Here is a 14,736-nt window from a genome sequence, read left to right as displayed (position 1 = left end):
CCATCATGAATTGCGTTGCCGATATGCCATGATGGGTCCGCGTCGCTTAGGCTCCTTGACCCATCCTACGTCTATCTCGCTTCCTTACTCCCCCCCATTCGGGATCATCCCAATCCGGGGTGGGATTGGCACGCCCCCAATCTGCCTCGTACTCTCCGGCTGCGACGAAACGATGGAACGAGGACCACGTCCAGTCTTTCACGTTCTCAACAAGTCCGTGCTTTCGAGGGTTCCAGTGGATGTAGTCTACGCAGCGTTTCAAGTCGTCTTCGTCAACCACAGCATGCTCCCAGTACCGGCGTTGCCAGATTCCGCGTTCCTTCTTGGCAAGCCGGGACTCAGACCGAATTCCCTCCTCGCCACGTCGAGCTACCCACTGCGTTGTGAATTCGTCTTTAATGCGTCGCCACCGCATGGAGTAGTTGGTGTCACCCTCCGGAAGGGTCCACACACAGTGCAAGTGATCCGGGAGAAGACAAACGGCGAACATGTGAAACGGATAAGACTCTTGGACCGTCTCAATCGCGCATCGGAGTAAACGCCGAGCCGATTCATGGAGAAACAACTGCCGCCGCTCGTGCGTCACTGCCGTGAAGAAATACGTTCCTCCCGGGACGTATCGTCGCCGGTAGTTGGGCATTTTTTTGCCCCCTTTGATAAGCCGTAGGATGGGTCAAGCGAGTCGCAGCTCGCGCGGACCCATCATGAATTGCATTGCTGATTTGCCATGATGGGTCCGCGTCGCTTAGGCTCCTTGACCCATCCTACACCCTACAAACTACCCCCGCTTCCGACCCACGAACCGAAAGTACGGAATCCTGAGCATCGGGATCATCATGATCTTGCCGGCGTGTTCGTTCACGCTCACCGTCTCGAACCTTCGTTCGAGGTATGGCAGCAAGTCCGGGTTGGGGAAGACGTTGTCGTTGGCGAACCAGATGGGCCAGAAGGTGCGGCGGAACCAGGAGTGTTTCTCGCGGCCTTCGGTGGGGTACTTCTTGGCCACGTAGAAATCGACCACACCAATCGTACCGCCGGGCTTTAAGAGCGTGAGGGCGTGGTCCACCGCGTCGTACCAGTTGGGGATCATCGTCAGCGAGTAACAGAACGTCAGCACGTCGACGGAGCCCGGCTCGATGTCCACCGTCGTGGCGTCGGCGTGGCGAAGCTCGATGTTTTGCCAGCCTTTGTCGTCCACGCGCTTTTGGGCCACCGCCAGCAGCGATTCGCTCAAGTCCACCAGCGTCGCCTGGCGGAACGTCTCTTGGCGGCCTTCCCACGCTTCCACATTGCGCGCGGTGCCGCAGCCCAGATCGACCCACACACCACCCTCGGGCGCAGGGAGATCGGCGAACAACTCGTCGCGCCCGTGCAGCATTTTTTGCCGCGTGGCGTCGTAGTGTTCTGCTTGCCCGGCGTAAAAGCTATCGAGGCGTTGTTGGTGCGACTCACCCCGAATGGGCGAGAGAACCATGTGATACAGAGTCTTCAGTTGACCCAGTGCGCTCATTGTTGTCGTCCGACGCGGCGTAGGGTGACGTCTTGTGAAGCGTGGCGATGTCGAAGCTGCCGTATGTGTTCACCCGGTCCTGGGCGTGCAGTTCGTCGGCCAACTCGTTGTTGTATTCCAGCAGCTCGCCCAGCGAGTGCGTCTCGTCGTTGAGCCCGACCTCGATGGAGTTGATGAACTCAACCTCCAGGGCCGCACTGCGCCACAGCAGGATCGCACGATCGTCGGCATGATCCACGATCGCCTGCCACTGCCGCTGCAAGATGTCGGCATGGTGCTCGGCCAGCCAGTCCATGTGATCCAACAGCACGTACCGCGAATAGGTCTGTTCGGTCGACTCGAGGTAGTCGAGGATCGTGGTGGTGTGCGTGTGAATGCGATCGACCAATCCGCCCTTGAGTCGCGCGAAGTTCTGCTCGCGAAGGTACTCGGGGCAGCACTCATGGGTGTACTCACCCGTTAGGTACACGCGCCAGAAGTAGTTGTCCTTGAGCGGCAGTTTCGTGAACACCGCGTCGAGGCGGTCTTCGATGAACTTGGCGATGCCGCCGGGATAGAACTTCTCGAGCTGACGCCGCTGCGCCCTGGGCACGCCGAGTAGCGACAGCGTGGCGTCGCGGCGCAACAGGAATTCGATCTTCGATCCCCAGAAGGCCGACTTCACTTCGTCGTAGTAGATCTTCTGTTGCTCTTCGAGCGTTTGCGCTTCGAGCAGCCGTTCGATCTGCGGGCGGATGCGGGCGATGCGGTTGATGTAGACGTTCATGCTCCAGGCAAAGAAGCCCGCCGAGCCGCGGAAGTAGAAGCTCGGGCGACGACCTTTGCCGTAGAAGAACTTGCCGTTCTTGTCCCAATACTCGCGGGCCGCGTGGGGCAACGATTCGCGAAGCGAATCGCGGTACACGGTGTCCCAGTCGGCCAAACGGCCGCGGCCGAACATCTCGAAGAACGTCTCGTAGTCGAGTTGGCGGATGCCCGCCAGTTTGAGTTCCAAGAGGGCGTTCTGGCGCGGATTCACGTCGACCGTGTCGATCCGCTCGAGTTCGTCCAGCGCGTAATCCAGGGCGTTGCAGCCCGCGGAGGTGATCACCAGCAGTCGATCGGTGGGGCCCAGCTTGAGTGCGACGCGATCGAGCTTCGGATCTTCCCAGCAAGTGTTGTAAACGAGGTTCTTGCCGTGCGTGAAATTAAAGACGGCTCGGCTTAGTGTGGCGGCGAGCATGCATGTTCCTGTGGCCTGATGGTAGGGGGGCAGGCGAGGGGGGCGATCGGGGGCTTATCCGCCGACGGCGGTGGCCAACCTCGCGGCTTCTGTGCACTGCCGCCGGCGACCGATGATCGTGCTGGTTCGTATGGAGATTTTCCCGCCAGGCGACTATCCACAGCTTCAAACGCTGGGAAGCCGTACGCATCGACACCCTCATGGTGTGTTCACCAATCGCGTTATGGTCCCCGTTTTACCTGCAAATTGCAAGGGTCGGCGCGGACCGAAGGCCTGGAATTGGAGCAAAAAACGTTAAACTGGGGGCTTTTGGCATGTAGCTCCGGCGCAAAACATGCCTTCTACACAGTTGGTCGCGGAATCACGCCTATTGAAGCGGATATTCGCTGATACAAGCGACATTTCCACCGCCTCGATCCTCTATAAGGACTTCTCTTCGCGGCTTGGAATCTTGGCATTCAAGCGCGGGTGTTCTCCGCGTGGTACAGCCCCAGAACCTGCGGACAGCGCCACCGTAGCAGAACCGGATCCGCGCTAATCAGCTTCAATCCGCGCAGATCCGCGACGGATATCTTTTCGACTGGCCCCGTCAGCCTGAACCTACGCAATCAAGACACCGGCCGTCGATTCGTCCGGCTCGGGCGTTTCGACCTTAGCGGCCGGCAGTTGAGCCAGGATGCGGCCGTCGGCGCGGTTCAGCTCGAAGCTGCCGTCGTCGTACTCCACCAGGGCGGTGCAGTTCTCGACCCAGTCGCCCGTGTTCAGATAGGCGAGGTTGTCGAGTTGCATGATGCGGGGCGTATGGATGTGCCCGCAGATGATGCCGAAGCAGCGTTGCTCGGCGGCCGCTTCGATCAGTTGGCCTTCGAAGTCGCTCACATGCTTCACGAGACGCTTGACGTTGCGCTTGATCATGCCGCAGAAGGCGTAGCGATTGTGCTTCTTGCCACGAGCCCAGTTGAGCCAGTAGTTGGCCGAGAGCAGCAGGTCGTAAGCGTACGCACCGATCAGGCTGAGCCACGGCATCGACTGCTCGACCTTGTCGAACTTGTCGCCGTGCGTCACCAGGTAGCGACGCCCGTCGGCCGCCTGGTGGACAAACTCGTTCCGCATGTCGACGATGCCATAGTCCGCGATGAAGTTGCGCAGGAATTCGTCGTGATTTCCAGGGGCGTAATACAGTTTGGTGCCGCACCGCTTGAGCGTCATCAACCGGTGCAGGATCTGGTCGTAGCAAGGCTTCCACCGCCAACGACGCTTCAGCTTCCAGCCGTCGATAAAGTCGCCAACGATGTAAAGATACTCGGGTTCGTAGCGTTCAATCAGCTCCAGGAATGCTTCGGCCTGCGTGTGTTTCGAGCCGAGGTGGACGTCGCTCGCGAACAGCGAACGAACCGGCTGGGCAGCGGGCGGCGTACGCCGGAGACCTTGCGCCGGGAGCATCCCGACGTTGAGCTTGTTGCCAGCGATGTTGGGGCGAGTGGTCACTTCGTTTCCCTCACAAACGGGTGCGTTCGCCGCGGCGGACGCTTCCATACGACCGACCCCGCATGGCGAACCGGACAGCTCCTCATCTCTAGAGGAAGTATCTGTTCGGTTCGTTGTGGTTTGACTAACCGGAGGTGGGAACTTGGTTAAACTATGGTTCAGTTTCGGTTAAGTGCTAGCAGAATCCCGCACATTATAGCAATTCCGTGGGCCATGGACAGCCGAACCGCCGCGGTTGCGGTAAGTTTCGCATGCGTTTTGCAGCGGCCCTGCGTTTTTGGGGAATTCGACGGGAGCGGGGGGATCTTGGGTAATGTGATGGCAACAGGTGAGTTGCAACCCCCAAGGAGTTTCATGGCGATGGAGACGAGATTCCCTGTGTGCTTCTGCCGGCTGGTGAAGAGGGTATTTTGGAGCGACAATTGCGTTGCAGGCCGATTGCGATCCCGGCGCAGCACTTATCATGCAGATCCAATCTTTGGAGTCCATCAGAGTGGTAATGAGTTCTATGAATCAAGTCCTGCGAATAGCGACCCTCTGTGCAATGCTCACCCCTACCATGGCGGCAGGCGAACCATCTCGGTTCGAAGTGGAGAGAGCTTTGGAAATCGGTCTGGCGCTGTCTGAATTCCCCGTTGGATTCTGTTTGCTGACACACCATGACCAGCAATATGTGGCGTATTACGACCAGGACCGCAGGATGAAGATTGCCGCTCGGCGGCTAGATTCCGATCAGTGGCAGTACCAGTTCCTGCCAACACAGGTAGGTTGGGATTCGCACAACGGCATCGTAATGGCGGTAGATTCCGACGGACAGTTGCACATATCGGGAAACATGCACTGCGCGGAGTTAATATACTTTCGGACCGAAACTCCCGGCGACATTGGCACGCTCAAGGCAGCCCCCATGACCGGGGAGCGGGAGAGCAGTGTTACGTACCCGATGTTTTTTAAGGATCATCTGGGGCGGCTGGTGTTCAACTACCGCGATGGGCGGTCCGGCGAAGGAGTGCGGATCTACAACAAATACGATACGAGAACGCGCACCTGGTCGCGTCTGCTCAACGAACCGATACTAGACGGAGAGGGGGAGCGGAATGCGTACCCCGTTGGTCCGGTACTCGGGCCGGACAATCGGTTCCACCTGCTATGGGTTTGGCGCGACACGCCCGACTGTGCCACGAACCATCACCTCTCCTACGCGCGGAGCAATGATCTGCTCAATTGGGAGTCAGTTGGTGGCGAGGAGGTAGAGCTCCCCATGAAGCTTGGTGACCAATCTCTGTGGGTAGACCCGATTCCAAGTGGCGGTGGAATCATCAATGGTGGAGCGAGGCTGAACTTCGACAGTCAAAATCGCCCCGTAGTCGCTTACCACAAGTCAGACTCCGATGGGAACATGCAGGTCTACGTGGCTCGGTTCGAGGACGACCGATGGCTACGGCGACAGCTCACCGACTGGAGCAAGCCCGTGCATTTTAGTGGTGGTGGATCAATGGGATTCATTGGAATCCGCATCGGAGGGTTAGAGATCGCCCAACCTGGCGTGTTCGTGTTAGGCTACCGCCACCGCGACTACGGTAGTGGCAGGCTGGTGATCGACGAAGAGACGCTACAGCTCTCACAGAAGACCATTTCCAGGCCTCGCGCGTATCCCGACGAACTGAGTCGCGTCCAAAGCACCTTCCCCGACATGCAAATCCGACGGAGCCACGACGTTGGTGAGCAAACCGACTCGGCAGTACACTGCTTCCTCCAATGGGAATCGCTGCCAGCCAACCAAGACGGCCCTCGCGATCCTCCGCTACCCGCGCCAAGCAAATTGATGTTGTATGAGCTCAGGGCCACACCCCATTCGGCCGCTTCGTCCACTGGCGACCTTCCGTAGCGTGAGGATTATACGGACAGCACTGAAGATGGATACGGCAAGTTTCGTTTGCACTCTGCAGCGGCCCTGCGTTTTATTGTGAAATGGCTGATCTCTGAGGTGAAGCGACTGGGAGGTTAGCAGTACTCTTGGACCCATGGGAAATCTATTCGGTATCACTTTCCTTTGCCCAGAAGAGGAAGTGAAGCCCCTTACTTGAGGAGTTTGTTCAGATGAGCGCTACCACGTTTGACGTCTCGCCTGAGGCAAAGCCGACAAAGCAGCTGGAGACGGTCGACTACATCGGTGCTCTGCGAACCGCGTTGCGTCGACCGATCGAGGCCAGTTGGCTTCCCAGAAGCCCGCTGGTGTATTGTGATAACAACCACTCTCTGCTTGCAGCCATCCTGATTGCGTTTTATCAACACATGCCACTCAGGCTCTCGCCAGACGCCATCTGGATTACGCTGGCGCGTGGATTCGCGCTGCACGTGAATGAGCACGCCGAGCAGCTCCGGCATCGCTTCGTCACTCACGAGGGCAAAAGGAAGCTTGTAGTTCAGCGAGAAGATTTCCGCCCAGGTGAAGATAATCCCTGGCCCGAGGTGTTTGAGACGTTCAGCACCAAGTTGGCCGACAATACTGGTGGATTGTCTTCACTGGTCGAGGCCAACTTCAGCACCACCGGTCCGGTTGAACGCGCGATTTCGCACCTGATGGCTATGGACACATTCAAAGCCTACTTTGAATACGAGATGAGAGCCGGATGCGGAATACCAAAGGTCACACTAAAAGGAACCATCGAAGACTGGCGGAACCTTCGCTCACGAGCGCAGCGATTCGCAGACTATGGACTGGAAGAGTGGATTGAAGCTTTGGATCCGATTCTCGCTCAGTTTGAGTCTGCAAAAGATGGCAACGCAGACGTGGACTTCTGGAAGTCGATGTTTCGATATCACAGCGGGTCGGGCCCTGCGGTGATGACGGGTTGGGTCAACGTGTTGTTCCCCTACTTTGAGGACAACAACGAAAACCTCTATCCGAATCCCTACCTCGCCGACTGGCGGAAACGGTTGGAGATCGACGACGAGCAACACTTTCGCGAACGCTGGAAGGATCCACAGGGCGTTGGAGTGGGTGCCGTTCCCTCTTGTTTCACCTCCGTGCCGCTAAAGGTGGATTGGGGAGGCGACAAGAGGGACATGCGGCTGGTAGGTGGACTACTTGGTGTGATACAGGACGAAGAGACGCAAGACGTGGAGCCTGAGTGTGGATGGGTAGTCGTCTATGAGGAGCCGGTAGACCCGCTGTCCAAACATCACGAGTGGTTGGAGAATCGGAATAAGGCAGCGGAAGATTGTGTATCGAACTCCGACGTCTACAGAATAAGGCAGCTCATGCACGAGACTCTAGCAGCTTGACCATCTCGGTCACCCATTTCTCTTTATCCCGCTGCAGGGTTGGCAACGGATGAAAATACCGCCCCGGTTCGCCTGGCTTGGGAAGTCCTGTGACCCCATGCTCCTTTGCCAGAGCGACTTCGGCCTGCTGAATGAGCGGATCGAGAAAATCTCCGACACCCCAAGCGCAGATGATTGGGCCGTCATTGCGTCGGCTGAGCTGCCGTTGCAGCTCATTCGCTCGTTGCGGCGCAAAGACGGAATGCACTTCGCCGCAGGCGAGCGGTTCCAGCTGCTTCAGGCGTTTGGCAAATTGAGGGCTTTTTGGTTCGCGCAAGTCCGATAGATTAAGCACGCGGACATGCTTCCAGTCGAAACAGTGCATGACGCGCATTACCTGGTACTGTGTGGTGTCTGGTTTGGTTGGAACCGTGGTGGCTTTGAAATTCGAGACTTGCTTGGAGTCGATTTCGTGCTGCGTCTCCACCAGAGGCTGGGAGGAACCTGGGTTCATCATCACGAAGACGGCGTCCGCTTCGCCTGGGGGATACAGCTCTTTGTGAATGATCTCCAGCACGCTGCGGCACTCGAGCGGCTCGCTCCCATCGACGCTCAACGTATAGAAGTGACCTGTGACATCGAAATGCCGTTTGAGATCGCCAGCGGGGATGAATTTGGCCATGTGCTTGAACGATCTGCGATCCGTTAGCTATGCATCCGGGGCAACTCTTCACCAACTTCCATAATCGCCGCTTCGGCGTCGTACAGTTCCTCCAGTCGAGTCATCACTTCCTCTTCCGGCGCGAAGTGCTTGGCCAGCCGCGTGTACGTCGTGTGGTGGCGGGCTTCGGATTCGAAGAGGCTTTGGTAGAACTCGGCCAACTCCTGGTCCTCGACGTGCTCGGCCAGTTTCTGAAACCGCTCGCAGCTACGGGCTTCGATCAAGCCGGCGACCAGCAAACGGTCGACCGCTTTGTTGGGCTCGCCGGTTCGCACCAGGTCGTTCAGCTTGCGTCCGTAAGCCGAGGGTTTGAGGCGGCGGAACTTCACTCCGCGGCGATCCAGCAACTCGATCACCATGTGAAAGTGCTCGAGTTCCTCATTGACGATCTCGGTCATCTCGCGACATAGTTCGATGTCTTCCACGTAGGCGAACATCAAATTCAGCGCCGTGCCGGCCGCTTTCTTTTCGCAATGGGCGTGGTCGATCAGGATGTCGTCGAGATTCGAGTCGACTTGCGCGAGCCAGCGGGCGCCTGTTTCGGTTTTGAGGTGGAGCATTCGATGATGGGACTTGAATTACAGTTCGATGCGGGGGTGGGGAACGTTTGCGACGTTCCCTCTCCCCGCCCCTCACCCGCGACGGGGAGAGGGAACTAACTACTCGCCCTCGATCACGGCTTGGGCGAAGCTGGCGTATTTGGCTTCGAGGTCTTTGGCCATGGTGTCGGGGAACAAATGGTAATCGCCGGACGACAGCGCGGCAACGATCCCTTGGCCCACCAGGTGCGGCGGCTCGGCGATGTCTTTCAGGCCAGCTTCTTCGCCCATATCGGTATCGATCGGGCCGGGGTGGACGCTCAGCACCTGCGTGCCCTGCTCGGCGAGTTGAATCTTGAGCGCCTGCGTGATGGAATAGGCGGCGGCCTTCGAAGCGCAGTAAGTGGCGAACGCCGGAAAAGTGCGCAGTGAGGCGATCGAATTGAGCTGCACAAACGCCCCACCGCCATTGGCCGCCAGCACCGGCGCGAACGCTTGCGCAACGCGCATCAGGCCGTAGACGTTGGTGTCCATCTCGGCCTTGAACGCCTCGATGGCGTCCGGCGAGAGCGGATCGCATTGCTTCAGCATGCCCGCATTGTTCACAACCAAGTGAACGTCGTTCGCCTCCTGGGCAGCCGCGGTGATGCTATCCGCGTCGGTCAGGTCGAGCCGCACCGGCACGACCTTCGCACCATGCGCGTCGACCAACGGATCGGCCGAGTCGATCTGTCGAACGGCCGCGTACACCTTTGCCGCGCCCGCCTCGATGAGCTTTTCGACAATCGCCCGACCGATACCACGATTGGCGCCGGTCACCAGGGCGACCGCACCTTCAACATTGAATCCCATGTTTCTCTAGCTCCAGGGAGTGAACTTTCCGCCGATACTCATTCTAACGCTGCAGCGCGTCTGCAGGCTACGGCCTCAAGCATTCGCGGTGGCCCAATAGCCGCCGCGGGCGTGGTCGTACACGGCTTCGCCGCCAAGCTGCGTGGCGACAACCTGTCCCTCACGGTATACTTCGTTCCCCATCACCCAAGTTCGCACCGGCCACCCGGTGAGCTGCACGCCATGCCAGGGACTCCAACCGCATTTGGTAAGTTGGTTCTCGTTGAGCACCGTATCGCGCTTGTTCATGTCGACCAGCACCAGGTCGGCGTCGTAACCCACCGCGATGCGGCCCTTGTCGACGATGTCCCACACGCGCGCCGGCGCGTCGCACATCCAGTGGACCACTTGCTCGATGGTGCAGCGGCCGCGGTTCACTTCGTTGAGCAGTAGAGCGAGTGAGTTTTCCACCACCGGCAAGCCCGAGGGCGACTGCGGGTAAGGTTGCTGCTTCTCTTCAAGCGTGTGCGGCGCGTGGTCGGTGGCGATCACCTGCAGCCGGCCGTCCGAGAGCGCCCGCCAGATGGCCGCGTTGTCCGCTTTGGTCTTCAGCGACGGGTTCATCTGAATGAGCGTGCCGAGCCGCGGGTAGTCGTCGATACTAAAGAAAATGTGATGCGGGCAGGCCTCGCCGGTAACCAGGTTGTGGTGATCGGCCAACAGGTCGCACTCGCCGGCCGTCGAAACGTGCAGCACATGGAACCGATGCTTATGCCGCACCGCCAGGTCCATCGCGCGGCGAGTGGCAATCAGGGCCGCCTGATGGTCGCGAATCCGCGAATGATCGGCCACGTCGCTAGTCGCGCCGATTCGCTCTCGATTTGCGCGGACGGTCGACTCGTCTTCACAGTGTGCGGTGAGCGGTAGCGTGGTCTCGGCAAAAATCCGCTCCAGCGCCTCTTGCTCGTCGACCAACAGATCGCCGGTACTCGAGCCGATGAAAATCTTGATCCCCGGCGTCCGGCTGGCGTGCTTCAGCTCGCCGGTGTTCTCAGGTGTCGCGCCGATATAGAAGCCATAATTAACAATGGAGCTGGCCGCCGCCAGGCGGAGCTTGTCTTCCAGAAGCTCCTGCGTGATCGCGTTCGGCACGGTGTTGGGCATCTCGAGAAACGTGGTCACGCCGCCCTTCGCGCAAGCCCGCGAGGCGTGCGCGAGGTCTTCCTTGTGCGTCAGCCCCGGCTCGCGAAAGTGCACCTGATCGTCGATCACGCCGGGAATGAGGTGCAGCCCGGCCGCGTCGATGGTTTCATCCGCGGCAATCTGCGACGCGGCGTCGATGTCGGCGATCTTCGCACCGTCGACAATCACGTCGACCTGCACGATCCCGTCGGGCAGCACCACCTGAGCGTTTTTGATTTTCGTTCGCAAGGTTTGGGGTTCCTTTGGATTCCTGAATATGCATAGAGGGGGTGGCTGGGAACGAGCTCCGCGAGCCCCCAGTTCATCGATCGTCTGGGGGCTCGTTGCACTCGACCCCAGGCACCCTTCTACGTGTGGGAGTTGCTAAACCACCAGATCAGCGTACCATCAATGGCGTTGGCAACTTTCACCTCGATGGAGCGACCTTCTCGATGTCCGATTCTCCTGCTCGCATGCTGGTTATCGCCCCGCACCCAGACGACGAAATCCTGGGCGTTGGCGGTACGATGGCTCGTTTCACGGCCGCGGGGGGCGAGCTCACCGTGCTCACCGTGGCGGCTCACATGCCTCCGTTGTATCCCAAGAGCGTGCACGAGCAAACCGTCGCCGAGGCCCATCGGGCGCACGCGGTGGTCGGCGCCAAGCGTTCGGTGTTCCTCGACTACCCGGCCGCGCTGATGGACGACGTACGCGTGCCGGAGTTCAACGGCCGCATTATGGAGTTGGTCGAGCAGGTCCGCCCGCACGTGCTGCTGATTCCATACCCCGATCGCCACGTGGACCACCGGCAGATCTTCGACGCGGCCATGGTTTGCTCGCGACCAGTGGGCGTGGGCCGTGGCATCGGCGTAGTGGCCGCCTACGAAACGATCAGCGAGACGCACTGGAATGCCCCGCACATCGAGCCGAACTTCACACCCAACTGGGTGGTCAACATCACCGAGTCGATCGAGACCAAACTCGAAGCGATGGCCTGCTACGAAAGCCAGGTGCACGAGTTTCCCCAACCACGCTCCGTCGAAGCTTTGAAGGCTCTGGCCCTATTCCGCGGCAGCCAGGCCGGCTTCGGGTACGGAGAAGCGTTTCATATCATCCGGATGACGACTCCGCCGGAGTGTTTAGGGTAGAGTAAGAGTCACCTCTCCCCGACGCGGCTGTGCGTCACTCGTCCACTTTTCGCTTCCCTCGCCACTCCCGTGCAAACATCACCACCAACGTCACACCAGTGATCGGAATCACGAACCACATCATGGCCGTGCCGAACGACTCTTGCGCGGCGTGCTTTGTGGCGGCCAATATCAGGTAGGTGGTGTAGGCGACGTAGTAGCCCAACAACAGCAGACCCTCCCAGCGGGAAATGGTCATGCCGGTGAAGAAGATAGGCAGGCAGGCCACGGCCACGGCGGTCATCACCGGCAGATCGAACGTCAGCACCGATGGCGAGATGGGAATGCCGCCGGGCGCTATCAGCGCCGTGGCGCCGAGCACGCATAGCAGGTTGAAGATATTGCTGCCGACCACGTTGCCCACCGCGATGTCGCGCTCGCCGCGCAGTGAGGCCACGACCGAGGTCACGACCTCCGGCAGCGACGTGCCGGCCGCTACGATCGTCAGTCCGATCACCAGGTTGCTCACCCCAAAGTGCTCGGCAATCGAGACGGCGCTGGTAACCAGCAGTCGCGAACCCACCACCAGCAGCGCGAAACCCACCACCGCGATCACCCCCGACCACAACAAGCCGTGTGGGCGAGCTTCGGTGGATTCGGTCTCCGACTGCTGCTGCTTCCGGGAGACGTACAGCAGCAGTCCGGTGTAGACCAGGATTCCACTGAACAGGATCGCCCCATCGAGGCGGCCAAGTGTTCCGTCCCACGCCAGGGCGATCGTGAGCAGCGACACGCCGATCATCACTGGCACGTCCAACCGCACCAGTTGAGACGAGACGACCAGCGGGGCGATGGTGGCCGAGAGTCCCAGGATGAACAGCACGTTGAACGTATTGCTACCGATCACGTTGCCCAAAGCCACGCCCGACTGGCCGTCCAGCGTCGCTTTGATGCTCACAGCCAGCTCCGGCGCACTGGTGCCGAACGCCACGACGGTCAGCCCGATCACCAACGACGAAACGCCCATCGCCCCGGCCAGTCGGCTCGCCCCGCGAACCAACAGTTCCGCGCCCACGATCAATGCCACCAGGCCGGCAATAAGCTGCAATGTTGTCACGATGGGTTGTCCTTGCTACTCGCGCTGGCGAGTATTCCGCGTAAACTCTTCCAAGGCTTCGCGTGCGCCCGGGATATCTTGGTGATCGATGCGCACAATCTGGCCGTTCTGGTCGACCTGCACCAACTGCTGGCACTCGAACGTGAAGCTCTGGCCGGCTTTGGTCAAGCGGTCGACAAACCGGATCAGAACCATATCCTCGCCGACCAGTTCGCAGCTACTCTCGTACTCGACGCGGTCGAACTGGTGACTGGCGCCCTCTCCGCTTTGCCGGTACGAGTCGATGATGCTCTCCGGCCCGACGAATCGGCGACCCCGGCAGACGTATTCGCAGCCCGGGCTTAGCATTACCTCGGCCTGCTGGTAGTCCTCGGCGTCGAGCGCGCGAGCGAACTGCTCTGCGATTTTCAACTGCGATAACATGGAGCGTCGCCCAAGGGCTTTTCAACGGCTGACGCGTATTCTACCATCCCGCTGACCATAGCTAAGTCCCTCCACCCGATATACCATGCTCGGTTGTCACGAGTCAGCGTACCCAAGGGCCCTGCGATGATTGTCTCGAAGAATCTTAGGTGGAAGTACATCTTCTTCTATGCTTGGAAGAGCATGCTGTACTTCCTTGTGCTGACGGTGAGCGTGTTCGTGCTGCACCGCCACTTCACCGTGATCGACAACTTGACAGTGCCGTTCGACGCCGTGGCGACGCTCAGTACGGCGCTGGCCATCTTTCTGGCGTTCAACAACAACGCCGCGTACGACCGCTGGTGGGAAGCGCGCAAGGTGTGGGGCATGCTGGTGAACTACAGCAGGGCATGGGGCCGAGAAGTGTTGACGCTCACGATGGACCAGGATGGCCAGGTGAGCGATGAGCTGGCCGCGTGGCAGCAGAAGATGATCCATCGGCACATCGCGTTCGTCCACGCGCTGCGCGTCTTCCTGCGACAGCGGCACGCCTACAACGAGATCGACCAGGAACTGCTGGAGAGTCCCAACGAGTACAGCGACATAGAAGGTTTCATCACTCCCGAAGAGTATCAGGAAGTGATGGAAAAAAAGAATCCGCCCAACTACCTGCTGATGTTGCAGGGACGCGACCTGAAGGAGGGTTACGAGATGGGCTGGGTTTCGGACTATCGCTTCGTGCGGCTCGACGAGACCTTGAACGAGTTCAACAATCACCAAGGCATGTGCGAACGAATCAAGAACACACCGTTCCCGCGGCCGTACAGCTTCTTCGGCCGGGTATTCGTGTTCATCCACGGCACGCTGGTGCCGTTTGCGTTTATCGATCAGCTCGGCATCTGGAACATCCCGCTGTCGTTGATGATCAACTTCGTGTTCCTTTCGCTGGAACAGATCGGAACGCGGGCCGAAGATCCCTTCGAAAACCGCCCCGGCGACACCCCGCTCACGGCGATCAGCCTGACGATTGAAGAGAACCTGAAAGAGATGTCCGGCGACCCCAACCTGCCCACGAAACCGGCGCCGGTGGGTGGCGTGGTGTTGTAGGGCGTTTCCGACAGCATCACCGATTTGTCACGACCAGTGAGCTGCTGTGCGAGAGGCTATTTCGCGAATGTGATCGACTTCGATCTCGCTACACTCAAAGTAGCGGCGGCCGAAATCGCGGATTGCCTGCAAGTCCTTTTGTGAAAGGGATCTGAGTCTTTCGCCACCGAAGTCCTCTCCGCATACCGGAATGAAAAGATCACAAGCGTCGTTAGGGACAATG

14 protein-coding genes are annotated in these 14,736 nt (G+C 59.3%); 4 read left to right on the top strand and 10 right to left on the bottom strand.

Annotated features, from left to right (window positions below):
• Positions 1-46: 46 nt before the first annotated feature.
• The 4 genes from ACQK2L_RS17130 to ACQK2L_RS17115 form a co-directional block, all read right to left on the bottom strand.
• The gene (locus ACQK2L_RS17130; RefSeq protein WP_425398251.1) at positions 47-640 is read right to left on the bottom strand and encodes an REP-associated tyrosine transposase; all 594 of its coding nucleotides are present in this window, start codon (positions 638-640) and stop codon (positions 47-49) included.
• A gap of 138 nt (positions 641-778) precedes the next feature.
• Entirely contained in the window at positions 779-1,474 is a 696-nt protein-coding gene (locus ACQK2L_RS17125) for a class I SAM-dependent methyltransferase (protein ID WP_425398250.1), read from the bottom strand.
• On the bottom strand, positions 1,449-2,732 hold the full coding sequence (locus tag ACQK2L_RS17120) for a DUF3419 family protein (protein WP_425398249.1): 1,284 nt from the start codon (positions 2,730-2,732) through the stop codon (positions 1,449-1,451). Before ACQK2L_RS17120 ends, ACQK2L_RS17125 begins: the two co-directional genes overlap by 26 nt.
• 600 nt (positions 2,733-3,332) lie before the next feature.
• On the bottom strand, positions 3,333-4,220 hold the full coding sequence (locus ACQK2L_RS17115; protein ID WP_425398248.1) for a UDP-2,3-diacylglucosamine diphosphatase: 888 nt from the start codon (positions 4,218-4,220) through the stop codon (positions 3,333-3,335).
• Between the two features lie 544 nt (positions 4,221-4,764).
• Between ACQK2L_RS17115 and ACQK2L_RS17110 the strand changes: the two genes are divergently transcribed.
• Positions 4,765-6,108 carry a BNR repeat-containing protein gene (locus ACQK2L_RS17110; protein ID WP_425398247.1) on the top strand — a complete coding sequence of 448 codons (1,344 nt, stop codon included), beginning with the start codon at positions 4,765-4,767 and terminating at the stop codon, positions 6,106-6,108.
• Between the two features lie 212 nt (positions 6,109-6,320).
• Positions 6,321-7,508, top strand: a complete 1,188-nt coding sequence (locus ACQK2L_RS17105; RefSeq protein ID WP_425398246.1) for a DUF4419 domain-containing protein — start codon at positions 6,321-6,323, stop codon at positions 7,506-7,508.
• Here ACQK2L_RS17105 and ACQK2L_RS17100 read toward each other — a convergent pair.
• The 4 genes from ACQK2L_RS17100 to ACQK2L_RS17085 all read right to left on the bottom strand — a co-directional run bounded on the left by ACQK2L_RS17100 (position 7,483) and on the right by ACQK2L_RS17085 (position 11,009).
• Positions 7,483-8,169 carry a DUF1643 domain-containing protein gene (locus ACQK2L_RS17100; protein ID WP_425398245.1) on the bottom strand — a complete coding sequence of 229 codons (687 nt, stop codon included), beginning with the start codon at positions 8,167-8,169 and terminating at the stop codon, positions 7,483-7,485. The genes ACQK2L_RS17105 and ACQK2L_RS17100 overlap by 26 nt on opposite strands.
• A gap of 23 nt (positions 8,170-8,192) precedes the next feature.
• A complete protein-coding gene (locus ACQK2L_RS17095) occupies positions 8,193-8,768 on the bottom strand; it encodes a tRNA-(ms[2]io[6]A)-hydroxylase (protein WP_425398244.1) in 576 nt (191 codons plus the stop codon).
• 99 nt (positions 8,769-8,867) lie between these two features.
• The gene (locus ACQK2L_RS17090) at positions 8,868-9,599 is read right to left on the bottom strand and encodes an SDR family oxidoreductase (RefSeq protein ID WP_425398243.1); all 732 of its coding nucleotides are present in this window, start codon (positions 9,597-9,599) and stop codon (positions 8,868-8,870) included.
• 75 nt (positions 9,600-9,674) lie between these two features.
• Entirely contained in the window at positions 9,675-11,009 is a 1,335-nt protein-coding gene (locus tag ACQK2L_RS17085) for a dihydroorotase (RefSeq protein WP_425398242.1), read from the bottom strand.
• Between the two features lie 203 nt (positions 11,010-11,212).
• On the opposite strand from ACQK2L_RS17085, the gene ACQK2L_RS17080 reads away from it, so the two are divergent.
• Complete coding sequence (locus ACQK2L_RS17080; RefSeq protein ID WP_425398241.1) at positions 11,213-11,908, top strand: PIG-L deacetylase family protein; 696 nt, start codon at positions 11,213-11,215, stop codon at positions 11,906-11,908.
• Between the two features lie 34 nt (positions 11,909-11,942).
• Here the strand turns inward: ACQK2L_RS17080 and ACQK2L_RS17075 are convergent, their stop codons facing one another.
• Both ACQK2L_RS17075 and ACQK2L_RS17070 read right to left on the bottom strand, forming a co-directional pair.
• Positions 11,943-13,004, bottom strand: coding sequence for a calcium/sodium antiporter (locus tag ACQK2L_RS17075; protein ID WP_425398240.1), 1,062 nt, complete (start codon positions 13,002-13,004; stop codon positions 11,943-11,945).
• 15 nt (positions 13,005-13,019) lie between these two features.
• Entirely contained in the window at positions 13,020-13,427 is a 408-nt protein-coding gene (locus tag ACQK2L_RS17070; protein WP_425398239.1) for a hypothetical protein, read from the bottom strand.
• 126 nt (positions 13,428-13,553) lie between these two features.
• Between ACQK2L_RS17070 and ACQK2L_RS17065 the strand changes: the two genes are divergently transcribed.
• On the top strand, positions 13,554-14,513 hold the full coding sequence (locus ACQK2L_RS17065; protein ID WP_425398238.1) for a bestrophin family protein: 960 nt from the start codon (positions 13,554-13,556) through the stop codon (positions 14,511-14,513).
• Positions 14,514-14,736 lie beyond the last annotated feature (223 nt).

It is taken from the genome of Aeoliella sp. (assembly GCF_965227375.1).
Lineage (GTDB): Bacteria > Planctomycetota > Planctomycetia > Pirellulales > Lacipirellulaceae > Aeoliella.
Note: the sequence above shows the minus strand (reverse complement) of the source record. Positions and strands in the feature narration are given on the sequence as shown.